Source organism: Gordonia sp. 'Campus' (assembly GCF_022206305.1).
Taxonomy (GTDB): Bacteria; Actinomycetota; Actinomycetes; order Mycobacteriales; family Mycobacteriaceae; genus Gordonia.
On record NZ_JAKOIW010000006.1, the window covers coordinates 1 to 25,930 of the forward strand.

A 25,930-nucleotide genomic window follows, 5' to 3' on the forward strand; every position below is an offset into this window, starting at 1 on the left:
TATTCGGGCTTGTCGGTGTGGTTGGTGATGGTCATGGCGACGGTGGGTTCGCCGGGGCGGGTGACGGGGAGGGTGCCGGCGTGGGCGGTGCCTGCGGCGCCGAGGGCGATGCCGGCTGCGGCGGCGAGTCCGAGGGTGGCGGTGGCGATGCGGGTGGTGGTCTTCATGGTGTGCTCCCGGTGGTGTGGGGTTGTTGTGGTGACACCAATGACTTTCCTCGGGATGTGGGTGTGGTGGTTTCCGCTGACCGGGTGATGGTGGGGGTGAATGGTGCATCCACCGATCGGGGGACACCCGCTCACAGTTCGCGGGCGGGTACCTCCACGATGGCGACGGTCCCGCCGTTGGGGTGATCGGACAGCGACATCGTGCCGCCGGCCCCCTCGATTCGCACTCGTCGCGAGGCAAGACCGATGTGGCCCTTGGCCTGTCGCTGCCGCATCAGCTCCTCGACGTCGACGTCGGCGGGCAGTCCGACACCGTCGTCGACCACGACGAGCCGCGCACGTCCGGCGTCGAACTCCGCGGTGACCTCGACGCTCTCGGCTGCCGCATGCTTGGCGACGTTGGTCAGCAGTTCACGGGCGGTGGCGAAGATCAGCGGATCGGCCGAGGTGCGGAGTTCAGGAGGCCACCCCGCGGTGTCGACGGAGACCGTGGGTGCGCCGGCACGGCTGCCGAACGATGATGCGAGATCGGTCAGCGCCACCGAGAGCCCGGCCTGTTCGAGGACCGCGGGATGCAACTCGCTCAACGTCGACCGCAGCAGCTGCGCCGCGTCACGCAAGGCGCCGTCCACGCGGTCCAGGGTCACCGGGTCTGCCGAGTCACGGAGCGTGGCCAGCTCCTGCCGGGCGGCGAGAACGTACTGCAGCGCACCGTCGTGCAGATTGTCGGCGAGATCGCGCCGCTCCCGTTCCTCGATCTCCATCGTCGCGTCGAGCAACCGGGCCCGTTCGGCGGCAAGCGATCCGATGGTCGTGACGCGGGAGCGCTGCAGCCTCGACAACAGGATCGCGCCGACCGCCAGCGCGGTGACGACGAGAATCCGCAATACGACGACCGACCACGGCTCACCGTTCGACGACCGGGCGAGGGCGCTGGACACCGCGTACACCAGCGCGGTGGCGACGACCACGACAGCGCAGACAGTCGGTTGCAGTGCGATCGCCGCGATCATCGGGACCAGGACGAACCCGCTGATCAAAACATCTGTGGTCCAACTGATCTCGTCGGACTGGCTGGCCACCACGGCGAGTGCGGTGAGCAGTAGGAGATCGACGGGCAGGGCGACCCATGCACAGCGCGCCATCGTCGCCGGGTGTCGGACGACGACAACTGCTCCGCCGATGCACCAGACGGCGTAGAGCACCGCGGTCACCACGCTGAACGCGGCGGCATGCGCAGGTGGATCGAGACTCACGGCGAGGAGTACGAACAGCGACAAGAACAGCCGGAGGACCACCTGGACCCGGATGCCGCGAATGGCGTGGTCGATCAGGATGTCGTGGATGCGTGGTTCGTCGGCGAACTCGGGGAAGCCCAGATGTCCTGCCGCGCCGCCGATGTCGGAGCGAGTGCGCATGGCCCGGCCTATTCGAGGAGTCCCCGACGCATCGCCTCCGCCACGGCGGCGGCGCGGTCGGAGACACCGAGTTTCTCGTAGAGCCGTTGGGTGTGCGTCTTGACGGTCGACGCCCCGATGTACAACTCGGCGGCCACCTGCGGGATCGATTGTCCGCGAGCGAAACCCGTGAGAACCTGGCGTTCTCGCTCGCTGAGCGCGGGGGTGTCGCGCTGGGTCTGTGCCCGGATCTCGCCGGCGAGACCGGCCGCGAGCTCGGGTGGCACCACGGTCTCCCCGCGCGCCACGCGCGTCACCGCGCCGACGATCTCGTCGCGGTCGGCGTCCTTCGACAGATAACCGGCGGCACCCTCCTGCAGGGCACGGAAGACGATGGGCCCGTCGGTGACCGCGGAGAGCAGCAGCACCCGGGTGGGCAGTTGGTCGCGGGTGACGGCGTGGGCCACCTCCACGCCGGTCATGAGCGGCATCTGATGGTCGACGACCGCCACGTCGGGCTTCTCGCTTTTGATCAACTCGAGACCCGCGGCGCCGTCGCCTGCCTCGCCGACGACGCGCACCCGGCCGCTTGCGGTGAGACCGCGCGACACTCCGTCGCGGAAGAACGGGTGATCGTCGACGACCACCACGGTGACGAGGCTGTTCATCGGGTCAGGATATGTCCCGGTGCGGCTCGAACCGACCGTATCGGCCCGCACACGTCCCCGAAACGAAGCGCGCGGCCTGGGCATTCGCCGCGGCCGCGTTACCGCCAGGTTGCCTTCCGTGACAATTCGTTTACACCCCTTGCCCGATCGTGTACGGGTCGTATACAACTGGTGTACGGCCTTGATGTGGTCCGCTTCACACGGTGATCAATGGTCTCGGGGTGGCTCGGTGGTTGCAGGAACAACCACCGAGCCGGACAGCTCCACCTGCACGTCCGGACGTTCGCCTACTGGCAGGTAGGCGCCGGTCGCGCAGTCGTCACGCAACGACGATTCGACTGAGGAGTCGACATATGGCAACTGCCACCACGAAATCTAGCAGTCGTAGATCCCACACCAGCCTTCCGGTGATCGCCGGTTCCAGCCTCGCCGGAACCGCCGTGGAGTGGTACGACTTCTTCCTCTACGGCACCGCCGCCGCGCTGGTGTTCAACGAGGTCTTCTTCCCCGCCGACGACCCGCTCGTCGGCACCATGCTGGCTTTCGCCACCTACGCTGTGGGCTTCATCGCCCGACCGCTGGGCGCCGCGGTGCTCGGCCACTATGGCGACGTCAAAGGCCGGCGCGCCACCCTCATCGCGAGCCTCATGCTCATGGGTGTCTCGACCTTCCTGATCGCGTTCCTGCCGTCCTACGCCGCCATCGGTGTCGGCGCGCCGCTGCTGCTGGTCTTCCTGCGCCTGGTCCAGGGGTTCGCGCTCGGCGGCGAATGGGGTGGTGCAGTGCTCCTGGTCAGCGAGCACGGTGACTCGACACGTCGGGCGTTCTGGTCGTCCTGGCCCAATCTCGGTCCGCCACTGGGAAATCTCATGGCCGCTGGTGCGCTCGCGATCCTGTCCGGGGTGATGTCGGAGGAAGCGTTCCTGTCCTGGGGCTGGCGGATCGCGTTCGCGCTCTCGGCCGTGATGGTGATCGTCGGGCTCGTGCTGCGCCTCTACGTCGCCGAGACCCCGCTCTTCGAGAAGTCGCAGCAGAAGGCGAAGTCGGAGACCCGCCGCATGCCCCTGGGGGCTGCCGTGCGTGGGTACTGGCGTCAGATTCTGCTGGCAGCGTTCACCCGTTTCGGTGAGAACGCCGGCTTCTACATCTTCTCGCTGTTCGTCATCACCTATCTGACCCAGATCCTCGACCTCGACCGATCGACCGGGCTCAACGCCGTGATGATCGGAATGGTGGTGGCCCTGGTGACGATTCCGTTGTTCGCCATCCTGGCCGACCGGATCGGCAGGCGCCCCATCTACATCTCGGCCTCCCTGGCGACGATCGTGTGGGCCTTCGTCTTCTTCGGGCTGCTCGACACCAAGAACACCCTGGCGATCATCGTCGCCGTCTCCGTCGGTCTGCTGATCTTCGCGGCCTACAGTGCGGTGATCGGGGCGTTCTTCTCCGAGCTGTTCCCGACCGAGGTCCGCTATTCGGGTGTCTCCCTGGCCTACAACCTGGCCTCGGTGCTCGCCGGTTCGCTGGCCCCGATCATCGCGATCGCGCTCTACAACTGGTTCGACACCGGCTACGCCATCGGCGCGTACCTCGCAGTCATGGGCGTCATCTCGCTGATCGCCGCCATCATCGCCCGCGAGACACAGTCGGTCGACCTGGCGACGGTCGGCACCACGAGGGACGACGCGGGGCTCGATCACGAACCCGACGAGGATCGCACCGCCGCAGCCGAAACGACCACGACCGGAACGAAGCAGCAGCCGTCCACCGCCGTTGCTCCGTGACGCTCTGAGAGGAGACCACATCATGTCGACATCGCGCTCCGGCACGACAACCGCGCCCGAACTCGCCTACGAATGGCTGAAGCAGACCATCATCACGCTCCCGCGTGACGAGGAGATGTTTCTGTCCGAGGCTCAGGTCGCGGCGTCGTCGGGAATCTCGCGCACCCCGGTCCGGGAGGCCCTGATGCGGCTCGAGGCGGAGGGTTTCATCCGCCGCGTCCCACACAAGGGTGCCTACATCCCGGCGCTGTCGGATCGCGATGTCGACGAGGTCATGCAGGCGCGACGTGTCGTCGAGGAGTGGTCGGTGCACGAGGTGGCACCGCGGCCGGGACTCGTCCCGGACAAACTGGCCCTCCTCCTGCAACAGCAGGAAGACGACCAGGACCCCGTCGACTTCATCGCGCACGACCTCGAATTCCACACGACGATCATCCGAGCGGCCGGCAACAGCCTCATGGGTGACTTCTACAACTCACTGCGCGATCGCCAGATGCGCATGGGTGTCCGCATCGTCATGAACGACGAGCACCGCAAGAAGCAGGTGCTGGTCGAGCACCGGGCGATCGCGGACGCCATCCGGGCAGGAGACGTCGACGCGGCGGTTCGCAGTGTGCGCGAGCACCTTCGGACCACGCACGACTCCCTGCGCCACTCCCATCTCTAGATCTGTACCGAGGAGACCTTCATGAAGATCGCACTGGTCCAGGTGGCCAGTCCCGACGACGAGACCGCCGCACATCGTCTCGACCGCGTGCGCACGCTCGTCGACGGCCTGCCCGACGACATCGACCTCATCGTCCTACCGGAGCTGTGGCGGGTCGGTTACAACCACTTCGACGACTATCCGGCCTCGGCCGAGGACCTGTACGGGCCCACGGTGTCGACCATGGCGGCCATCGCACGTCGACGGAGCTGTCTCGTCCACGCGGGCAGCATCGTCGAGGATCGTGGTTCGAACCGCCTGCGCAACACCGCCGTACTGCTCGGGCCGGACGGTACCGTCGTGCACCACTACAGCAAGGTGCACGTGTTCGGATATCAGTCGCAGGAGGCCCGGCTGCTGGAACCGGGCGAGCAGGTCCACGCCGTGGACACAGCCTTCGGCCCGGTCGCCGCGACCACCTGTTACGACCTCCGCTTTCCCGGGCTCTGGTCCGAGATCGGCCTCGCCGGAGCGCAATTGGTGATCGTACCGGCAGCCTGGCCGATGGCGCGGCGGGAGCACTGGCGGTTGCTGACCTCCGCACGCGCCGTCGACAACCAGGTGTTCGTCATCGCATGCAACGCCGCCGGTACCCACGCGGGGGTCGAACTGGCGGGCCACAGCCGCATCGTCGACCCGTGGGGATCGGTTGTCGCCGAGGCCGGTTCGGACGAAGGGGTCACCGTCGCCGAGATCGACCCCGCGCTCGTCTCCGCCGTGCGGTCGGAGTTCCCGGTTCTCGGCGATCGGCTGCCCGATTACTCCGTTCTGTCCCGTAGAAAGGTCCACTCATGACCGGCACCGACACCCGGGTGCTCAGGTTCACGATCGCCGGCACCGCCGAGCAGGTCGACTTCGACACCCTCCGCACACTCGTCGCGGGGTACACCGGTCGCGACGAAGCCGCAGTGCGACACCACATCGACGAGCTCGCGGCGATCGGGGTGGCCCCGCCGCCCGAGGTCCCCATGTTCTATCCCGTCGAGCCCGGTAGCGTCACCAGCGACGAGGTCACCGAGGTCCACGGTCGTGAGACCTCGGGCGAGGTGGAGCCGGTGCTGCTGCGCCGGAAAGGACGCTGGTACCTCGGGATCGGCTCCGACCACACCGACCGGAAACTCGAGACCGTGGACATCGGTGACTCGAAACGCGCTTGCCCCAAGCCCATCGGTTCGCAGATCGCCGAGATCACGTCCTGGGACGAGTTCGACTGGGACGCATGCCATGCCCGGAGCTGGGTCGACGGTCGCCTCTATCAAGACGGCTCGCTGGCGGGACTGCGGACGCCGCAGAACCTGCTCGGCATCCTCGGCGAACGCGAGGGCGACGACGGCGCCGACCTGCTCTGCTTCGCGGGCACGCTGCCCCTGCTCGACGGCACCTTCGTCTACGGCACCCGCTGGGACCTCGAACTCACCCTGCCGGACGGGACCGTCCTCACCCACTCCTACACCTCAGATCCGGAAGGACGATGATGATGCGTACCGGAACCGACTACCTGGCCTCCCTGAACGACGGGCGCGTGGTGCTCGTCGACGGGCAGCAGGTCGACGACGTCACCACCCACCCGGCGTTCGCGCCGGTCGCGGCGACCATCGCCGAGATGTTCGATCTGGCCGCCGATCCCGAGCACGGGATGCAGTACACGGCGCCGGAGACCGGTGCCCCTGCCAATCGCACCTTCGGAATCCCTCGCAGTCGTGAGGAACTCAGACTCCGTCGCGAAGCCATCGAGACGTGGGCCCGGCACACCCATGGGTGGGTCGGACGCAGCCCTGACCACGTCGGAACCTTCCTCGCATCCTTCGCCGCCCATCCCGAGGTGTTCACCGGCGAGGGCCGCGACCTGTCGGCGAACGTCACGGCATTCCATCGTCGGTTGCTGGAGGAGAATCTGTATGTCTCCTATGCGATCATCCCGCCGCAGGTCTCGCGGGCGACCACGGCGTCGGGCTGGGAGGGCGAGTTCCTCCAGGCCGGTGTCGTGCGCGAGACCGATGAGGGGATCATCGTGCGCGGGTCGCAGATGCTCGCCACCGGCGCCGCCATCGCCGACGAGGTGTTCGTCTCGTGTATCAAACCGCTCGGCCCGGACGACAGTGACTTCGCCGTCTCGTTCGTGGTCCCGGTGGCGGCCGAGGGCCTGAAGCTGTACTGCCGCCGTCCCTATGCGCCCGCCGCGACCAGCAGCTTCGACTACCCGCTGACCTCACGGTACGACGAGCCCGACGCCCTGGTGGTGTTCGACGACGTGCTGGTGCCCTGGGATCGGGTGTTCGTCGACCGCGACATCGTCGGCGTGCGCCGCCAGTTCTTCGAGACCGGAGCACACGTTCTCGGCAACTGGCAGGCGCAGATCCGCTTCGCCACCAAGCTGAAGTTCATCGCCGGCGTGGCGCGCCGGGTGACCCAGGTCAACGGCGTGGACAAGATCCCCAGCGTCCAGGAGAAGCTCGGCGAACTCGCCGCCGTCGTGTCCGGCGTCGAATCCGCAGTGCTGGCGGCGGAATACACCGCGGAACCGGATGCCTCCGGGCAATGGCTGCCGGGTCGGCAGGCCCTCTACGGGTCGATGGGTCTGCAGTCGGAGACCTATCCGCGCGTGCTCGCCATCCTCCGCGATCTGGTCGGCGGTGGCGTGCTGCAGCTGCCCTCGAGCGTGCACGACCTCACGAGCTCGCTGACCGCCAAGGACATCCAGCACTACGTGCAGTCGCCGGGAGTGCCGTCCGAAGAGCGGATCAAGCTGTTCAAGCTGGCCTGGGACATCGTCGGTTCCGAGTTCGCCGGCCGACACCAGCAGTACGAGATGTTCTACGCCGGAGCGCCTTTCGTCGTGAAAGGTGCTTACACCTACCGCAATTACGCCTACGACGACGCGCTCGAGGACGTTGCAGGCTTCCTGCAGTCCTACAAGCTCGAAGACGCCTGAGAGGAGCCATCATGGCCAAACCCGAATACGAGTTCTTCCCGGTCACCGATGTGCAATACACCGTGTGTCCCGGCGGCGATCCCAAGATCACCGAACGCATCCTGTCGCGCGACCCGGACGGCAACGTCGCCACCCGCATCCTCCGCTACGAGGCGGGCGCCGACTCCAGCCCGATGGGCGTGCAGAAGCACGACTTCTGGGAGGAGGTCTACATCCTCGAGGGTTCGTTCGTCGATCTGACCCTGGACCAGACGTTCTCGGCCGGTGAGTACGCCTGCCGCCCACCGGGAATGCCGCACGGCCCGTGGCGTACCGACGAGGGTGTGCTCACCTTCGAGGTCCGCTACCGCAGCGCATAGGAGACGATCATGACCCTGCCGGCCTTCTCTCGTCCCACTCCCTCCGACATGCGACGCAGCATGGGGAGGTTCACCACCGGTGTCGCGGTCGTCAGCGCCGAGGACTCCGACGGCGAACCGTGCGGCATGACCATCAGCTCGCTGACGTCGATCAGTCTCGACCCCGCGATCATCCTGGTGTCACTGACCCACGGATCCCGGACCACGGACGCGGTGGAGGCCGGCGGGCGGTTCGCGGTGTCGATCCTGTCGTCCCGGCAGGAGGCGGTCGCCCGGCGCTTCGCGACCCGTGGCGGCGCACGCTTCGAGGGACTGCCATGTGACCGCACCGCCTGCGGACTGCCGGTGGTCGCCGATGCACTCGCGCACCTGGAATGCACGGTGCACAGCGCGCACGACGTCGGTGACCACCGGGTCTTCTACGGCGACGTGTCCGAGCTGCGGTGGCGCGACGGCACCGGCCTGGTGTTCTACTCCGGCCGGTTCGGCGACTTCCGCGACTTCGGTCACGACGAGGTGCCCTGGCTGTTCTGAGCCGGAACAACCCTCCGACGCCACTCCGGATACCACCGCCGGTCGCGCGAGACAGCGTCATTTGGCAACCTCGACTCGGGGAACCGAGATCGAGGATCGGAGTGGGGGATGTATCGACCGGATGTGCACCTGGGGGCGTTGGGCGGACCGCTCCCGCGGTCACCGTTGCACGTGCTGCGGGTCTACCTGTTGGTGACCACGCTGCTGTACGCGATCGGGGTGGCACTGACGCTGTTCCCGGTGGACGATTCGGCGACCCTGTCCGACCCGACCGGGGGGTTCGTCGCGATCGCACTGGGCGTCGCGGCCCTGATGTGGTTGTCGGCGCGCCCGCAGCGTCCGTTCCCCGCCGTGCTCGCGGCGTGTGCGGCCACCCCGGCGGTGATGGCGTTCCACGAGCTGACCAGTGCCGAGTTCCTCTGCATGGTCGCCGCGATGTTCCTGGCCATGTACCTGCGCGCGACCCATCCGCGACGGCAGGCGTGGCTCCTGGTCGGGCTGCTGACCGCGGCGTGCGTCGTCGCGCTCGCCGCGGCGCCCGCCCCGAAGTACCTCAGCACCTACATCGTCGTCGCCGTCGCGATCCCGGCGGCCGCCGAGTCGTTCGGGCTGTTGACGCGGACACTTCTGACCGCGGTGTGCACCGACCCGGTGACCGGCGTGTTCAACCGTGCCGGATGGGAACTCGTCACCAGTGGGGTCCTCGACGGTCGCCGCAGGTCGACGACGGCGGTCACGGTGGTCGCACTCGACGTGGAACACGCCGAGGTGGACGGCGCGTCGCCCACCGGTGGGGCGGGCGGTCGCCCGGCCGGCGAGCAGCTCTTGGCGCAGCAGGCTCGGAGCTGCGTCGACCTGCTGCCCGACGACACCGTGATGGCACGACTGGGTGACGACGAGTTCGGCGTCTGCCTGATCCACGACGACGCCGGCTCTCCCGGCCAGGCGGCAGCGCTGATCGCCGAACTGCGTGCGCGGTTGCCGGGCACCTCGCTGGGTGCGGCGACCGCCCCGGCGGCAGCGGCCGACATCACGGCGTTGCACGCTCAAGCCCACACCCGGCTTCTCTCGGAGAAGCGCGCCCGGCCCGAGCCGCCGGGGCAGACAGACGAACCCCGTCCGCGGTGACGGGCGGATTGACGAGCCGGGCGCACGGGACTGCCCGGTGAGCCCCGGTTGCGGGACGATGGTCGTCATTGACCGCGAGTGCGCACCGAAGTCCCGCTAGGGTCGGGGCATGACGCGGTGGTTCGATGAGAGGATCATCGAGACCGGCCGTCTGCCGCTGTTCTTCCTACTCCTCGCGTTCGTCCTGACCTTCCTCTTCATCCGGTTCAGCGTCCGGATGATCCGTGCGGAGGTCAGCTGGTGGCCCGGCAATGTGACCCCCGGCGGGGTGCATGTGCATCACGTGTTCTTCGGGATGATGCTGATGTTGTTGTCGGGCTTCGGGTTCGTCGCGGTGGATCCATTGCGTACCCCGGTGATGGACTGTGTCCTCGCCACGTTGTTCGGCATCGGCGCCGCCCTGGTACTCGACGAGTTCGCCCTCATCCTCCATCTGCGGGACGTCTATTGGTCCGAGGAGGGCCGGGCGTCGATCGACGCGGTGTTCGTCGCGATCGCCATCGGCCTGCTGTTCCTGGTGGGGCTGCAACCGTTCAGTGCGTTCGAGATCGTCGGGGAGATCCGGAACGAGACCGGTCTCGTCGCCCGGATGGTGGCTGCGGGCATCGTCGTCCTCAATGTGATCCTCGCGGTGGTCACCCTCCTCAAAGGCAAGGTGTGGACGGGTCTCGTCGGGATGTTCATCCCGGTCCTGCTGTGGTTCGGTGCCGTTCGTCTGGCGCGGCCGCGATCACCCTGGGCGCGCTGGCGATACAAGACGCGGCCGCGCACCATCGCGCGGGCGATCCAACGGGAGAGGCGGTATCGCGAGCCGCTCATGCGGTGGAAGATCGTCGTCCAAGAGGCGGTCGCCGGGCGGTTCGGTGTGCCCGACACCCCCGAACCGGTCTCTGTGGTGCCGGTGTCCGCCCCGGTGGCGGTGGTCACCGAGCGGGTGCCGGGAGCGCTGGCGACGGCGATCCGCTGGCGGCGCACGCGCCGCGCCCTGCGCTCGGTGCCGATCTGGCGCCTTCCGGTCGCGCTGGTCACGCTGGCGATCGTCGCCGCACTGGTGACCGTGAGCGTGGACGAGGTGCTCGAGTTCGAGGTCGATCCGGGCACATTGGCGACGCTGCTCAGCGTCATCGCCGGCTCGATGGCAACCCTGACCGGTCTGGTGTTCACCGCGGTCACCTTGGCGATGCAGTTCGGTGCCTCGTCGATCTCGGTACGGGTGATCCCCATGCTGCAGCAGGAGCCGGTGATGCGTTGGTCCACCGGATTCTTCCTGGCGACATTCGTCTACAGCGTGATGATCGCGATCGATCTCTCGGTCGGTGGACCCGATCAACCGACGCCCGGGCTCTCGACGGCGATCGCCTTCCTGCTCACCACGATCAGCGCTTACCTGTTCATCGCGCTCGTCGGCAAGGTCGGCACCATCCTGAACACGTCGCGACTGCTGCAGTGGATCGCCGACGACGGCCGCTCGGCGGTGCTGCGACAGATGCCGCTCCCGCACGAACAACATGCCGTCACGGGCACGGCACCGTCACCCGAGGTCGAGAACGAGTCCATCGTCGATGCCGCCGAGTGCGTCGAAGACACCGTCCGGACCGTGATCCGCCTGGGGGAGATCTCGACCAGGGGGCGGATACTGCTGGCGGTCAACCGGGACCGGTTACGACGGCACGCCGCGGCGTGGAACATCCGGATCGACGTGCTGGTGGCGGTCGGCGATCATGTGCCACATGACCATCCGGTGATCGAGATCGTCGGCGATCCGGCCCACGTGGACACGCGCCGCGTGCTCGGTTGTCTGTTGTTCGGCGACACCCACCAGCCCTCGGTGAGTCCCGCCGCAGCCCTGCAGGCGATCTCGGACATCGCCCTCAAGGCGATGTCGATGGGGAACAACGATCCGAGTGTCGTGGTGCAGGCGCTCGACCACACCGAGGATCTGCTGCTGCTGCTGGCGCCGAGACTGGCCGGCGAGCACTTCGGCTCGGGCGCCCTGGTGCGCGGCACCGAACGGAGCTGGGCCGACCACGTCGCGATCGGGACCGACGAGATCCGCAGGCACAGTTCGGGACAGGTGCAGGTGCAGCGCCGCCTGCGCGCGCTCTTCACATCGATTCTCGCTGATTGTACTGTCGCGCAACGTGTGCCGATCATCGAACGGTTGACTGTCCTCGACGCCCAGGGTGCCCGTGACTGGTCGGACGATCTCGACCGGAAGCTCGCCGGTGCGGCCGATCGCCAGGGTTACGGGTCGGAGTTCGGTCGGTGAAGGTGGCCACGCGGTCCACCGGTCGCCGCGCGGTCGTCGGACAACTACGCGACGCCGTCGTATCCGCGCAGCGCGATCCGCGTTCGAGTCGCCTTGCGACCTGTGTGATCACCGCCGGACCGGGCGCGGGCAAGACCCACACCCTGCACGAGTTGGTCGATGCGGCAGAGGGAGTCGTGCGGCAGGCCCGGGCCGACGAACTGTCCTGGCGGCAACCGTTTGCTGTCGCGGCCGCACTACTCGGCGTAGAACTCCCCGTCCCGGTTCCGGATGGGTACGAGGATCAGCTGTACACCCGGGTGGACGACCTGTGCGCCACGGGTCCGCTCGTCCTCGTCGTCGACGATGCCCATCACGCCGACGCGGCGACGCTGGAGTTGCTGACGCGGTTGGTCGGCGCAACCCGCGTTCTGCCTCTGGTACTGCTCGTGGGCCGGCGGCCACTGCCCGAACGTGACCTGTTGCATCGGCTTGTCGCACGGGTCGACGTCGGCGAATGGTCCCTTCCGCCACTGGACGACGACGAGGTGCGTCGGCTGGCCGCCGAGTTCACCGGCGCCGTTCCCGACGATCGGTTGACCGGGCTACTCATGGCATCCGGTGGCAATCCCATGCACGTGATCTCGGTGGTGAGGGGTCTGCAACGGTCCGGCGGCCTGCGCGTCGAGAACGGTCGCGTATCCGTCGAGGACACCGCGCAACCAGGTGTGCCCCAGGGCCTCCGGGACGCGATCGCCGAGCACCTGGCGCTCCTGGACGGCCGTGCGCGAGAACTCGTCCAGAAGCTCGCGGTGTGGGGTGGGCCGGCAACCCTGGCTCAGCTGGCCGCGGTCGACGCGGTCCCGCCCGCATCGCTGGTGGGCGCCGCGCAGTCGACCATCGACGCGGGGATCGTGACGACCGATGACACCGGTGCGCTGCGGTTCACCCACGATCTGTACGCCGATGTCACCTACGAACAGGTGAACCCGATGCTGCGCTCGGTTCTGCATGATGCGATGGCGAGCCATCCGAGCACGCGGCACAACTCGCAGTCGGTGGCGCATCACCGGATCGCCTCGGGGACCGATGAGGGCGCGATGCTCGCGGCGGTGCGTCGTGCCGAGAGCGAACTCGCCAACACCCCGTCGGTGGCCGCCGAACTCCTCGAGACGCTGTCCGAACGTACCGGCCGGCCCGCCGCCGGTGTCCACGTCGCGCTGGCCGGCGCACTCGCGCGCACCGGTCAGCTGAACCGTGCCTCGCAGGTCGCGGAGGAGGGGCTGGCTGCTGCGACCGAGATCGCCGATGTCGCGGCGCTGCATCGGGTTCTGCTGTTCGCGCTCACCGCTCGCGGGGACACCGACCGGGTCCGGCACCTGATCGACGAGACCCTGCAACTGCCAGTGGGCGATGACGTGGTGACCGCCCTCACCGACCTCCGGCGCTATGTCGGCATCCTCGACGGTCGCAACCCCGCGCCGAGTTCACCGTTCCTGGACGCGACGGACGACCTCGGCAGTCACACGGTGGCGGGCCTCATCGCCGAAGCGCTCCGACGCTTCGTGCGCGGTGAGGTCGACGAAGGACTTCGGCTCGCCCTGATGGCTTCTCGCCGCGATGCGCAGGAGGCCGAGGCCGGGACGTTGTCCACGTCGTCCGCCGAGATCTGGCCGTCGTTGATCGGCCAGTACGCGCACGGCCCGGCCGCGGCGGCCGACCTGCTCACCGGCGCCACCCGCCTACGCGCCAGCCGCGGCACCGACTGGATGACCGCGTACCACGAATTCATCCGGGGCGGAATCGCACTGGGGCTCGGCGAGCTCGACGATGCCGCCGCGTCCTTCGACGCCGGCCTGGAACGCGCCGACTCCGGCGACATGGGCTGGAAGTCGATGGCGGTCGGTGGCCGGGCGATGATCGACGTCCTGCGCGGAGACCTCGCCTCCGCATCGACGCGCCTGAACTCGTGGGAGAAGGGCGGTCTGCCGGACCAGTTCGGCTTCCCCGTGCCCCTGCACGCCCGCTCGCTCCTGTTGGAGGCGAACCGGAAACTGCGCGCGGCAGCTACATCGGCGACGACGGCGTGGGACCACGGCCGCCGCTTTCATCTCTATGGCTGGCTGCCCACCGTCTCGCTGGGTTACGCACGGATCGGCGTCCGCGCCGGCGATCGCGAATTGCTCAGCAGTGTCGAGGAGGGTCTGGACGACCTCCCCGGATCGCCCGCCGCACCCGCTCGGGGACTCGTCGCCGTGGCCCAGGCGATGTGCCGCGTCGAACTCCACGGCGACGATCCGGCGACGATCTCGGCCGCCGCCACCGAACACGTCGAGGCCATGCAGGCGATCGGCGACCGCCATTCCGAGGCCTGTCTGTGGGAGGAGGCGGCGCGCGCGGCGGCTATCACGGGGAACCGCGCCCGGGCTCGCGAACTGGCTCGAGAGGCCTTGCGTCTGAACCAGAGCATGGGAGCGACGACGAGCTCCGCCCGCATCGCGACTCGACTCCGCCCGCTGGGTGTTCGGATCGACCCCGCGGTCCGTGACCGGCCGGTACACGGGTGGGAGAGCCTGACCAAGACCGAGACGACCGTCGCCGAACTCGTGGCCGCCGGCATGACCGGGTCGGAGATCGCCGACCGCCTCTACATCTCGACCCGCACGGTCCAGACCCACGTCTCACACGCCCTGGCGAAACTCGGCGTGCGGACCCGCGTCGAACTGGCCGCGTTCGTCGTCAGCCGCCGCGCGGGAGCGGGCCGCGATCCGGTGTGATGGGGCCTCACGTGGGCCGCGCGGTGATGGGCGGACGGTCACGCGCCACCCGAGCCCGATCGTCCGGGATGTTCGCCGGTCCTCTCTCGCTGTGATCGGTCGGGGCCTACGGCCGGTGTCGGTACCGTGATCGCGGTGTACATCCTGGATGTCGAGGGTCGAGTTGTAGAGCGGCTGCTGTATCGCGTTGAGGCGGGTGCTGCCGACGCGATGCGCCGGCGTGCGCCCGTCCGTCGGGACCAGTTCGACAACTTCATCTTCGAGGCCACCTCCTGGGTGGTGGGTGAAGCGAGCCCGGATTCGTTCTCTGGGGCGTGTTTCCGGTATCGCGCTGCTCATCGAGGCGACCCCACCTCGATGACCCGTCCGGTGCCACTGGTTCCGCCGGAGATCGTCGACCGTGTCGGCGACGTGGTGTCACGGTGGCGTCGTGCCGATTCAGCGAGCGCAGACCACTCGTCAGGGTCGTTGTCGGCTGCCGAGACCCAACTGCGCGATGAGCTGTACATCAAGCTCGGTGGCGACCGCGGCGACGGTCCGCGCGCTGCGGGACTGCGACTCTACAGTCGTCTGTGGGCAGCGAGAATCGGCGACGGGTTCGTCCACCCGGCTGTCGGAGGCCGCATCTGGGGGTCGACGCCGGCCGCCCCGCGATTCCCCGACTCCGTCGACCCGCTGATCGCCGCCTTGTACACCGTGGCGGGGATGGCGGATCGGTGGGAAGAGGAGCAGGCCGATCACCCGCGAATCGATCGGGAGATCATCGATCTGGCGCACTCGCTCGGTTGGTGACCCGAGTCCGATGTAACGCCACCAGCTGTCGCGACCTGGGCCGGGCCGCCGCGCGTAACGCTCCCCGGAAAGCAACCGATAACCCGAGTAGTCGCCGACCTGCCAAACCCCCGACCTGGCAGGTCGGCGGCGCCTTTTCTCCCGGCGGATACCGTCGGAGCCCTCTGAGCACGTCAGACCTGCCCTGATCCTCCCGAATGGCAGCGAAATCTCCGTCATGACGCGGATGATCGCGACATCGGCGCGGCGCACAGTTGATTCACGCCGGCCGACGGCACCGTGCCGCGACTGCGACCATCAGAGGAGATAACCGTGAACGCCAAGTCGATGATCCTGGGACTCGCCCCCTGGTTCGTGTTCGCCTGGGCCGCCGAGCGACTCGGCGCCGACCATGTGACGCTGGCCGCGCTCGCGGCATGCGCCCTGGCCCTGGCCGTCACCATCTACGAAACCGTCCGGACCAAGGGCGGCTGGAAGATCATCGACGTCGCCGGGGTGATCCTGTTCGGCATCATCGCCGTCATCGGGATGATCGGCGACCACCAGGTCGACGAGGCGCTGGTGTTCTTCGGGCGCGGGGGATCGGCCTTCGTCCTCGCGGCGGTCATGGCGATCTCCGCATTCACCGTCCCGTTCACCGAACAGTACGCACGGGAGACCGTCGACCCGGCCTTCTGGCACACACCGGTGTTCCGCGAGAAGAACCGCAAGATCAGCCTGCTGTGGGCAGGAGCGATCGCTCTCATGGGATGCGCGCATCTCATCGCCGGTGTCCTCGCATCCTCGGCGTCGGTGGCGGGCAACCATCCCGGCAACATCCTGCTGAACTGGGTCGTCCCCATCGCCCTCATCATCTTCGCCGTCAAGCGCACCAAGGCCATCGCCGGCGACGCTCCCGACGCGTCCGCGCAACCCGCACAGCAGAACGCCGGCTGACGACGCCCGCCTCTGACACAGCCCCGTCACCCGGTCACCCCGCCACCCAGTCATTTCGCCACCCAGTCATCTTGGAGGAACCAGTCATGACCACCACCACGCCTCCCACCCCGCCCGCACCGGTGGAACTCACCCATCACAGCCATCTGACCGGGGTCTTCGCCCCGCAGCGCGAAGAGGTCGACGTCGCCGATCTCACCGTTCGCGGCGAGATCCCCACCGACCTCAACGGCAGCTACCTACGCAACGGGCCCAATCCCCGCTTCGACCCCATCGGCTCCTTCGTCTACCCCCTCGACGGGGACGGCATGGTCCACCGGATCAGCATCGCCGACGGCCGGGTCAGTTACTCGAACCGATTCGTCCGCACTCCGATGGTCCTCGCCGAAGAAGCTGCCGGACACGCCATCTGGTCCGGAATCACCGATGGCTACACGCCGTCGGCCGACGAGGTGGGACCCGAACTCGCCGGCACCTTCCGAGAACTGCCCGACATCAACATCGTGCGCCACGGCGGACGGCTCATGGCGATGGCCGAATCCGATCAGCCCTACCTCCTCGATCCGGCGACCCTGGCGACGCTGGCGAAGACGGACTGCGACGGCGCGATGCGGGTGGGCAGTACCGCCCACCCGAAGATCGACCCGGCGACCGGCGAGATGGTGCTGTTCAATTACAGCCTCGAAGCGCCGTACCTCACCTGGTCCACGGTCGCGGCCGACGGACACACCATCTCCGGGCCCACGCCGGTCGACGGCGTCGACGAATCGGTGATGATCCACGACATGGCCCTGACGAGCCGATACGTCGTACTCTTCGTGTGCCCGTTGATCTTCGACCTCGAAGCCGCGATGACCGGTGGGTCATTGCTGACCTGGCGGCCCGAGACCGGCACCCGCATCGCGCTCATCCCGCGCGACGGCGGGCCCGTGCGTTGGGTGCAGACCGATCCGTTCTGGGTGTGGCACTTCGCCAACGCCTTCGACGGCCCGAACCCCGAGGACGGCGTCATCGTCGACTACGTCGAGTGGAGTTACCCCGGTGGTTTCGCCGACGAACCGCGCCCGGCCACGTCGGCACTGACCCGCGCCATCATCCGTCCCGACGGCAAGATCAATCGGAACACGCTGAGCGACAACGCCTTCAACATGGAGTTCCCGCGCGTCGACGACCGTCTGCTCACCCGCGACCATCGTCGGGTCGCCACGGTCGCCAAGGGGCCGCACGACACCGGCGACGCCGACAGCCTGTGGTTCTACGACCTCGGTGCCGGCACGGAGACGTTCTGGAGCCCCGGCACCGCGATCGGTGAGCCCATCTACATCCCGGGTGCCGACCGCGACCACTGGGGCGCCATCGGCACCGACCCGGCCGACATGCGTTCGTACTTCTACCTTCTGGCCGCCGACGATCCGACCGCAGGCCCGGTCGCCACCGTGGACCTGCCCATCCGCGTGCCCGCGGGGCTACACGGAGCCTGGCTCGCGGACCCCTCCTGACGGTGGCCCCGCAGGAGCGACGCTCTGCTCCCTGAGGTGCGAGCGGAGCGGCGCCACTCTGCTCCCTGAGGTGCGAGCGGAGCGAGCCTCGAAGGGTTCGGTGCGGAGCCCTTCGAGGCTCGTCGCTTTCGCTCCTCGCACCTCAGGGATCGGGACTTCGGCCGCTTTCGCTCCTCGCGCCTCAGGGATCGGGACTTCGGCCGCTTTCGCTCCTCGCACCTCAGGGATCGGGACTTCGGCCGTTTTCGCTCCTCGCGCCTCAGGGATCGGGACTTCGTCGCACCTCAGGGAGCCGGAGATGGTGCCGGAGCGGTGACCGTGATGAACCGGGCGGCCGTCGCGACCGCCTGGCGCGCCTCCGGCGACAAGCGGGGCATCAGCTGGAAGACGTGCCCTTGATCGGGCCAGGCCTGGATCACCGACACCCCTCCGGCGCCGACGATCTCGTCGTGGGTGGCGCGGGCGTCTGCCCCCATGACCTCGAGGGCGCCGTACTGGATGAGTGTTGTGGGCAGTGACATGTCCGGCGTCAGACGGATGCGCATGCGCGGATGGTCGGGATCGGCGTCACGGGTGTAGAGCCGCAAGATCTTCCGCGCCGACACCGCATTGATGATCGGGTCCCGCACCCCGCTGCGCTGATTGCGCACGGCCAGATCGAAAGTCGGGTCGTAGAGCGGGGAGAACAGCACCATCGACGTCGGCTGCGGCGTTCCCGTCGCATGGTTGTCGGCGATCAGGTCGAGAGCGAGGTGCCCGCCCGCGGAGTCACCCGCCACGACGATGTCCTCGGCGCGGTAGCCCTGCGACAGGAGCCATCGGTAACCGCGGATCGCGTCGTCGCCCGCACAGGGCCAGGCGTGTTCGGGCCCGAGGCGGTAGTCGAGGCTGAATGCGGGCAGGCCGGTCTGATTGCCGAGCCGGCCGACGAGGCCCCGGTGGGTTCCCGGTGAACACACGACATATCCGCTGCCGTGCAGGTAGTAGATGATGGGCGACCCCGGACGCGGGGGCTGCGCTCGCCGGCCGGTCACCCACTCGCCGCGTATCTGGCGTCCGTCGAATCGTTGCCGGACGACCGTGACGACGGTGTTCGCCGGCGCCGGGCTGAGCCGCTCGATGGTCTGATTCAAGCGCGGGCGGGTGCGTCGGATCATCTGCGCTGTCACCCGGGGGTGGCTCACTCCGGCTGCGGCCATCATGGGCCAGGTGACCCGGGCGAGGTAGGCGTTCACCGCCCGGGAACGCCTCGAACCGTGCGGGTCGACGCCGAGTCGGCCGAAGGGATGATCCTCGTCGCGGGCCCCGGTGGGCGCAGGAGCAGACCCTCCGGTCGGAACAGTGACGCTCATCACTCGACGGTAGAGCAACGGGGAGCCCGGCGCGGGTGATCGACGTCCTGGTCGTCCGAGTTGCCCGGGTCGTGCGCGAGGCCGCTTCCCGTTTTTCCACACGGGTCGTGTCTCACACCGATTTACGTGCTGTGTGAGGGTCGTCGAATCGCCCGGATCCCGCTCTGACGTGCACCGGCGGTGTCATTGTGGTAGCCGGATTTCGATAGTGGGCCCTCCGCGTGGAAAAATGTCTCACAATGCTCATACGGCCGTCTGCGGGCGGCCTGGCGTGCTGCGCGTTTCAGCTGCGATGAGCAGGGTGGTCCGGGTCCCGACGATGCGACCCGGAGGGACCGTCAGCAACGGCGCTGACCGGGACACACCGCCGCCTGTGATCGTCGGCTCTGCCCAGGTCAGCCCCGATGGGGGTGGATGACGACGACACCGTGGACATCGAGGTCCGCGGTCCGACACGGCCGGGTGTGGCCCCAGACATTGACGACGGGTAGTGCGTGCACCCCGCGCGCGCAAAGTGAGGCGAACTATGAAGCAGGCTCCGGGACCGGTGGGTCTCTACGACCCACGCAACGAGCACGATTCCTGTGGCGTGGCATTTGTCGTGGACATGCACGGCCGACGCAGTCGCGACATCGTCGACAAGGCGATCATGGCGCTGGTCAACCTCGAACACCGTGGCGCCGCGGGCGCCGAACCCAACACCGGCGACGGCGCGGGGATCATGATCCAGGTCCCGGACCGCTTCCTGCGGGAGACCGTGGACTTCGAGCTGCCCGCCGAGGGCAGCTACGCCACCGGCATCGCCTTCCTGCCCCAGGGGGCCGAGGATGCGCGACTGGCCTGCGAGGGCGTCGAGAAGGTCGTCGAGGCCGAGGGCCTGACCCTGCTGGGCTGGCGTGAGGTGCCCACCAACGAGAACTCGCTCGGCGCGCTCGCCCGCGACGCGATGCCGACCTTCCGTCAGGTGTTCGTCGGTGGCGCGGAGGGCATGGAGCTGGAGCGGCGGGCTTACGTCGTCCGCAAGCGCGTGCAGAACGAGCTCGGCAACAAGGGCGCCGGCGCCGACGGCCCGGGCCGCGAGACCGTGTACTTCCCGAGCCTCTCCGGACGCACCTTCGTCTACAAGGGCATGCTCACCACCCCGCAGCTGCGGGAGTTCTACGTCGACCTCCAGGACCCGCGCGTCGAGAGCTCGCTCGGCCTCGTGCACTCGCGCTTCTCCACCAACACCTTCCCGTCGTGGCCGCTCGCGCATCCCTTCCGTCGCGTCGCCCACAACGGTGAGATCAACACCGTCACCGGCAACGAGAACTGGATGCGGGCCCGTGAGGCGCTCATCGACACCGAGGCCTTCGGGTCCGACGCGGCGTCGAAGATCTTCCCGATCTGCACACCGGGTGCTTCGGACACCGCGCGGTTCGACGAGGTGCTCGAGCTGCTCCACCTCGGCGGGCGCACTCTGCCGCACGCGGTCCTGATGATGATCCCCGAGGCGTGGGAACGCCACGAGTCGATGAAGCCCGAGCACCGGGCCTTCTACCGCTATCACTCGGCCCTGATGGAGCCCTGGGACGGACCGGCATCGGTCTGCTTCACCGACGGCACCGTCGTGGGAGCGGTTCTCGATCGAAACGGTCTGCGCCCCAGCCGCGTCTGGGTGACCAAGGACGGCCTCGTCGTGATGGCCTCGGAGGTCGGCGTGCTCGACATCGACCACGCCGACGTCGTGCAGAAGATGCGCCTGCAGCCGGGTCGCATGTTCCTCGTGGACACCGCCGCCGGTCGCATCGTCGACGACGAGGAGATCAAGGACGAGCTGGCCGCCGAGCACCCGTACGCGGAGTGGCTCGAGCAGGGGCTGGTCGCTGTCGAGGACATCGAGGCGCCGCCGCACCAGCACATGGCCCATGATCGGGTCGCGTTGCGCCAGCAGGTGTTCGGTTACACCAACGAGGAGCTCAACCTCCTGGTCGCGCCGATGGCGAAGACCGGCGCCGAGGCGCTCGGATCGATGGGTACCGACACGCCCATCGCCGTGCTGTCCCAGCGTCCGCGCATGCTGTTCGACTACTTCCAGCAGATGTTCGCGCAGGTCACCAATCCGCCGCTGGACGCGATCCGCGAAGAGATCGTCACCAGCGTCGGTGGAACCATCGGCACCGAGGCCGATCTGCTGAACCCCGGCCCCGAGTCGTGCCGTCAGATCGAGCTGTCCTCACCGGTCCTCGACAACGACACGCTCGCGAAGCTGGTCGAGATCAACGGCAACGACGCCATGCCGGGATTCCGGAGCGTCCACGTCCACGGGCTGTACCCGGTGGCCGAGGGCGGCGCCGGCCTGCGCAAGGCGCTCGACGAGGTGCGGGCCAAGGTCAGCGCGGCGATCGATGACGGCGCCAACCTCGTCGTGCTGAGTGACCGTGAGTCCGACGAGACCTACGCACCCATCCCGTCGCTGCTGCTCACCGCTGCGGTCCACCACCACCTTGTTCGCGAGCGCAAGCGCACCCAGGCCGGTCTGATCGTCGAGTCCGGTGATTGCCGCGAGGTCCATCACGTGGCCGCTCTCGTCGGTTTCGGTGCGGCAGCGGTCAATCCGTACATGGCCTTCGAGTCGATCGAGGACATGATCGAGCGCGGCCTACTCGGTGACGTCGACTTCGCCACCGCGCAGAAGAACTACATCAAGGCCGCCGGCAAGGGTGTGCTCAAGGTGATGAGCAAGATGGGCATCTCGACCCTCGCCTCGTACACCGGTGCGCAGCTCTTCCAGGTCATCGGCCTGTCGCAGGACACCGTCGACGAGTTCTTCACCGGCCTCAACAGCCAGCTCGACGGCATCGGCCTCGACGAGATCGCCGCCGATGTCGCGGTGCGGCACGCCCTGGCGTTCTCCGAGCGTCCCTCCGAGCGCGCGCACCGCGAGCTCGAGGTCGGCGGCGAGTACCAGTGGCGTCGCGAGGGCGAGTACCACCTGTTCAACCCGGACACCGTCTTCAAGCTCCAGCACTCCACCCGCACCGGGCAGTACAAGGTGTTCAAGGAGTACACGAAGCTGGTCGACGACCAGGCGACCCAGATGGCTTCGCTGCGTGGACTCTTCGACTTCAACTTCGGTGATCGCGACCCGATCCCGATCGAGAAGGTCGAGCCCGCCAGCGAGATCGTCAAGCGGTTCTCCACCGGTGCGATGAGCTTCGGCTCCATCTCCGCGGAGGCCCACGAGACCCTCGCCGTCGCCATGAACCGCCTCGGCGGTCGCTCGAACTCCGGTGAGGGCGGCGAGGATCCGCGTCGTTTCACCCACGACGAGAACGGCGACTGGCGACGTAGCGCGATCAAGCAGGTCGCGTCCGGCCGGTTCGGCGTGACCTCGCACTACCTCAGCAACTGCACCGACATCCAGATCAAGATGGCGCAGGGCGCGAAGCCCGGCGAGGGCGGGCAGCTGCCTCCCCACAAGGTGTACCCGTGGGTCGCGGAGGTGCGTGGTTCGACGCCGGGCGTGGGACTCATCTCGCCGCCGCCGCACCACGACATCTACTCGATCGAGGATCTGGCTCAGCTGATCCACGACCTGAAGAACGCCAACCCGCAGGCCCGCATCCACGTGAAGCTGGTCTCCGAGGTCGGTGTCGGCACGGTCGCGGCGGGTGTGTCCAAGGCCCACGCCGACGTGGTGCTCATCTCCGGTCACGACGGTGGCACCGGTGCCACCCCGCTGACGTCGATGAAGCACGCCGGTGCGCCCTGGGAGATCGGTCTCGCCGAGACCCAGCAGACGTTGCTGCTCAACGGTCTTCGGGACCGGATCGTCGTGCAGGTCGACGGCCAGCTCAAGACCGGCCGGGACGTCGTCGTCGCCGCACTGCTCGGCGGCGAGGAGTTCGGTTTCGCGACGGCACCGCTGGTGGTCTCGGGCTGCATCATGATGCGCGTGTGCCACCTCGACACCTGCCCCGTGGGTGTGGCCACCCAGAACCCGCTGCTGCGTGAGCGTTTCGCGGGCAAGCCCGAGTTCGTCGAGAACTTCTTCATGTTCATCGCCGAAGAGGTCCGGGAACTGCTGGCCCGCCTCGGGTTCCGCACACTGCAGGAAGCCGTCGGTCATGTCGAGGCACTCGACACGACCAAGGCGCTGGCCCACTGGAAGTCGTCGAAGGCGGGCAAGCTCGACCTGTCGGCGATCCTGACGCAGCCGGAATCCCCGTTCATGAACCAGGATCTGTACTGCTCCGGCGTGCAGGACCATGCGCTGGAGAAGGCGCTGGATCAGCAGCTCATCGCGCAGAGCCGCGAGGCGATCGATCACGGCACCCGCGTGTCGTTCAGCTCGAAGATCGCCAACGTGAACCGGACCGTCGGCACGATGCTGGGCCACGAGGTCACCAAGGCCTATGGCGCCCAGGGTCTTCCGGACGGGACGATCATCATCGACTTCAACGGCTCGGCCGGTAACAGCTTCGGCGCCTTCGTCCCCAAGGGCATCACGCTGCGCCTCGAGGGCGACGCCAACGACTTCGTCGGCAAGGGTCTGTCCGGTGGTCGACTCGTGGTCCGTCCGGCGCGCAACGCTCCCGAGGACTTCGTCGCCGAGCACAACATCATCGCCGGCAACGTCATCGGGTTCGGTGCCACCGCCGGGAAGATCTTCTTGCGCGGCATCGTGGGCGAACGCTTCTGCGTGCGCAACTCGGGCGTCACCGCCGTCGTCGAGGGCGTGGGCGACCACGGCTGTGAGTACATGACGGGTGGGCGCGTCGTCGTCCTCGGTGAGACCGGTCGCAACTTCGCGGCGGGTATGTCCGGCGGCATGGCGTTCGTGTACGACCCGGACGGCAAGCTGCCCGACAACCTCAACACCGAGCTCGTCGACCTCGAGCCGCTCGAGGACGAGGACATCGAGTTCCTCGCGTCGGTCATCGAAGAGCACCGGGCCGAGACCGAATCCCCCGTCGCCGCAGCGATGCTCGACGACTGGGACAACGCCCAGACCAAGTTCGCCAAGGTCATGCCGCGCGACTACAAGCGCGTGCTGCTGGCCATCTCCACCGCGGAGAAGACCGGGCGAGACGTGAACGAAGCGATCATGGAGGCCGCACGTGGCTGACCCCAGAGGATTTCTCAAGCACCCCGAACGGGAGCTGCCCGACCGCCGACCGGTCGACCTGCGGCTGATGGACTGGAAAGAGGTCTACACCGACTTCGACAAGGGTCATCTGAAGACCCAGGCCAGCCGGTGTATGGACTGCGGTATCCCGTTCTGCCACAACGGCTGCCCGCTCGGGAACCTGATCCCCGAGTGGAACGACCTGGTCTACAAGGACCAGTGGCGTGACGGTATCGAGCGTCTCCACGCGACCAACAACTTCCCGGAGTTCACCGGTCGCCTGTGCCCGGCGCCCTGCGAGGCGTCGTGCGTGCTGGGCATCAACCAGCCGCCGGTCACCATCAAGCAGGTCGAGGTCGAGATCATCGACAACGCCTTCGACAACGGCTGGGTCACCCCGGTGATGCCGTCGGAGAAGACGGGCAAGTCGGTCGCCGTCGTCGGCTCCGGGCCGGCGGGACTGGCTGCGGCGCAGCAGCTCACGCGTGCCGGGCACGACGTGACGCTGTTCGAGCGTGCCGATCGCATCGGTGGCCTCCTCCGCTACGGGATTCCCGAGTTCAAGATGGAGAAGCGCCACATCGATCGCCGTCTGGCGCAGATGGAGGCCGAGGGCACCGTCTTCCGCACCGGTGTCAACGTGGGCGTCGACGTCACGGTCGAGCAGCTTCGCGCCGACTTCGACGCGGTCATCCTCGCCAACGGTTCGACCATCGGTCGTGACCTGCCGATCCCGGGGCGCGAACTCGACGGCATCCACCAGGCGATGGAGTTCCTGCCGCAGGCCAATCGGGTGCAGCTCGGCGACACCGTCGAGGGCCAGATCTCGGCCAAGGGCAAGAAGGTCATCATCATCGGCGGTGGCGACACCGGTGCCGACTGCCTCGGCACCTCGCTGCGTCAGGGCGCCGAGATCGTCCACCAGTTCGAGATCATGCCGAAGCCGCCGATCGAGCGCGCCGAGTCGACCCCGTGGCCGACGTATCCGCTCATGTACCGCGTCTCCTCGGCTCACGAAGAGGGCGGCGAGCGCGTCTTCTCGGTCAACACCGAACAGTTCTTGGGCGAAGACGGCAAGGTCACCGGCCTCCGTGCGCACGAGGTCGTCATGCGTGACGGACGCTTCGAGAAGGTCGAGGGCTCGGACTTCGAGCTCGAAGCCGATCTGGTCCTGCTCGCCATGGGCTTCGTCGGCCCCGAGCGTGAAGACCTGCTCGACAAGATGGGCGTCGACTACGATCCCCGCGGCAACGTCAAGCGTGACAACAACTTCGCCGCCGTCGGGCAGCCGGGTGTGTTCGTCGCAGGCGACGCCGGACGTGGACAGTCGCTGATCGTGTGGGCGATCGCCGAGGGCCGTTCGGCMGCCGCGGCTGCCGACAAGTTCCTCGTCGGGGAATCCGACCTGCCGTCGCCGATCGTGCCGACGCAGGTCGCCCAGCGCTGAGCCGAGTCGCACCGTAGGGAACTCCCGCTCATCCGCGAAGGGTGGGCGGGAGTTGTCGTCACCGGGGTGCCGATGAGTTTCGACGGCCCGCCGC

The 25,930-nt window shown here is 67.9% G+C and carries 18 protein-coding genes and 1 pseudogene; 15 read left to right on the forward strand and 4 right to left on the reverse strand.

Annotated elements, in window-relative coordinates; genetic code table 11:
* The 3 genes and pseudogenes from MAY35_RS23360 to MAY35_RS08395 all read right to left on the reverse strand — a co-directional run.
* Window positions 1-209, reverse strand: a pseudogene (locus MAY35_RS23360) (hypothetical protein); the annotation flags it as partial.
* Window positions 210-298: 89 nt separating this feature from the next.
* Window positions 299-1,585, reverse strand: a complete 1,287-nt coding sequence (locus tag MAY35_RS08390) for a sensor histidine kinase (protein ID WP_238420647.1) — start codon at window positions 1,583-1,585, stop codon at window positions 299-301.
* An 8-nt stretch (window positions 1,586-1,593) separates the two neighbouring features.
* Complete coding sequence (locus MAY35_RS08395) at window positions 1,594-2,232, reverse strand: response regulator transcription factor (protein WP_238420649.1); 639 nt, start codon at window positions 2,230-2,232, stop codon at window positions 1,594-1,596.
* Between the two features lie 353 nt (window positions 2,233-2,585).
* Between MAY35_RS08395 and MAY35_RS08400 the strand changes: the two genes are divergently transcribed.
* The 13 genes from MAY35_RS08400 to MAY35_RS08460 all read left to right on the forward strand — a co-directional run bounded on the left by MAY35_RS08400 (window position 2,586) and on the right by MAY35_RS08460 (window position 17,927).
* Window positions 2,586-4,016 (forward strand): MFS transporter, encoded by a 1,431-nt coding sequence (locus tag MAY35_RS08400; RefSeq protein ID WP_238420651.1) that lies wholly within the window; start codon window positions 2,586-2,588, stop codon window positions 4,014-4,016.
* 22 nt (window positions 4,017-4,038) lie between these two features.
* Window positions 4,039-4,683: a GntR family transcriptional regulator gene (locus MAY35_RS08405; RefSeq protein WP_101821854.1), complete on the forward strand. Its 645-nt coding sequence runs from the start codon at window positions 4,039-4,041 to the stop codon at window positions 4,681-4,683.
* A gap of 21 nt (window positions 4,684-4,704) precedes the next feature.
* Window positions 4,705-5,517 (forward strand): carbon-nitrogen family hydrolase, encoded by an 813-nt coding sequence (locus MAY35_RS08410; protein ID WP_238420653.1) that lies wholly within the window; start codon window positions 4,705-4,707, stop codon window positions 5,515-5,517.
* The gene (locus MAY35_RS08415) at window positions 5,514-6,197 is read left to right on the forward strand and encodes a DUF2848 family protein (protein WP_238420655.1); all 684 of its coding nucleotides are present in this window, start codon (window positions 5,514-5,516) and stop codon (window positions 6,195-6,197) included. The genes MAY35_RS08410 and MAY35_RS08415 overlap by 4 nt, the downstream gene beginning before the upstream one ends.
* A gap of 2 nt (window positions 6,198-6,199) precedes the next feature.
* Window positions 6,200-7,654 (forward strand): 4-hydroxyphenylacetate 3-hydroxylase family protein, encoded by a 1,455-nt coding sequence (locus MAY35_RS08420; RefSeq protein WP_238420657.1) that lies wholly within the window; start codon window positions 6,200-6,202, stop codon window positions 7,652-7,654.
* Window positions 7,655-7,665: 11 nt separating this feature from the next.
* Window positions 7,666-8,013 (forward strand): cupin domain-containing protein, encoded by a 348-nt coding sequence (locus tag MAY35_RS08425; protein WP_238420659.1) that lies wholly within the window; start codon window positions 7,666-7,668, stop codon window positions 8,011-8,013.
* Between the two features lie 9 nt (window positions 8,014-8,022).
* Window positions 8,023-8,547, forward strand: coding sequence for a flavin reductase family protein (locus MAY35_RS08430; RefSeq protein ID WP_064569927.1), 525 nt, complete (start codon window positions 8,023-8,025; stop codon window positions 8,545-8,547).
* Window positions 8,548-8,655: 108 nt separating this feature from the next.
* Window positions 8,656-9,675 carry a GGDEF domain-containing protein gene (locus tag MAY35_RS08435; protein ID WP_238420662.1) on the forward strand — a complete coding sequence of 340 codons (1,020 nt, stop codon included), beginning with the start codon at window positions 8,656-8,658 and terminating at the stop codon, window positions 9,673-9,675.
* Window positions 9,676-9,784: 109 nt separating this feature from the next.
* Complete coding sequence (locus MAY35_RS08440) at window positions 9,785-11,944, forward strand: DUF2254 family protein (RefSeq protein ID WP_238420663.1); 2,160 nt, start codon at window positions 9,785-9,787, stop codon at window positions 11,942-11,944.
* The gene (locus MAY35_RS08445; protein WP_238420665.1) at window positions 11,941-14,700 is read left to right on the forward strand and encodes a LuxR C-terminal-related transcriptional regulator; all 2,760 of its coding nucleotides are present in this window, start codon (window positions 11,941-11,943) and stop codon (window positions 14,698-14,700) included. The genes MAY35_RS08440 and MAY35_RS08445 overlap by 4 nt, the downstream gene beginning before the upstream one ends.
* A 135-nt stretch (window positions 14,701-14,835) precedes the next feature.
* Window positions 14,836-15,492, forward strand: a complete 657-nt coding sequence (locus MAY35_RS08450; RefSeq protein ID WP_238420668.1) for a hypothetical protein — start codon at window positions 14,836-14,838, stop codon at window positions 15,490-15,492.
* A gap of 312 nt (window positions 15,493-15,804) precedes the next feature.
* Entirely contained in the window at window positions 15,805-16,428 is a 624-nt protein-coding gene (locus MAY35_RS08455; protein ID WP_238420670.1) for a hypothetical protein, read from the forward strand.
* A gap of 86 nt (window positions 16,429-16,514) precedes the next feature.
* On the forward strand, window positions 16,515-17,927 hold the full coding sequence (locus MAY35_RS08460; protein ID WP_238420672.1) for a carotenoid oxygenase family protein: 1,413 nt from the start codon (window positions 16,515-16,517) through the stop codon (window positions 17,925-17,927).
* Between the two features lie 284 nt (window positions 17,928-18,211).
* Here the strand turns inward: MAY35_RS08460 and MAY35_RS08465 are convergent, their stop codons facing one another.
* The gene (locus tag MAY35_RS08465; protein ID WP_238420674.1) at window positions 18,212-19,279 is read right to left on the reverse strand and encodes an alpha/beta hydrolase; all 1,068 of its coding nucleotides are present in this window, start codon (window positions 19,277-19,279) and stop codon (window positions 18,212-18,214) included.
* A gap of 526 nt (window positions 19,280-19,805) precedes the next feature.
* On the opposite strand from MAY35_RS08465, the gene gltB reads away from it, so the two are divergent.
* Both gltB and MAY35_RS08475 read left to right on the forward strand, forming a co-directional pair.
* Window positions 19,806-24,389: a glutamate synthase large subunit gene (gltB, locus tag MAY35_RS08470; RefSeq protein WP_238420676.1), complete on the forward strand. Its 4,584-nt coding sequence runs from the start codon at window positions 19,806-19,808 to the stop codon at window positions 24,387-24,389.
* Entirely contained in the window at window positions 24,382-25,836 is a 1,455-nt protein-coding gene (locus MAY35_RS08475; RefSeq protein ID WP_238420678.1) for a glutamate synthase subunit beta, read from the forward strand. Before gltB ends, MAY35_RS08475 begins: the two co-directional genes overlap by 8 nt.
* Window positions 25,837-25,930: the final 94 nt, after the last annotated feature.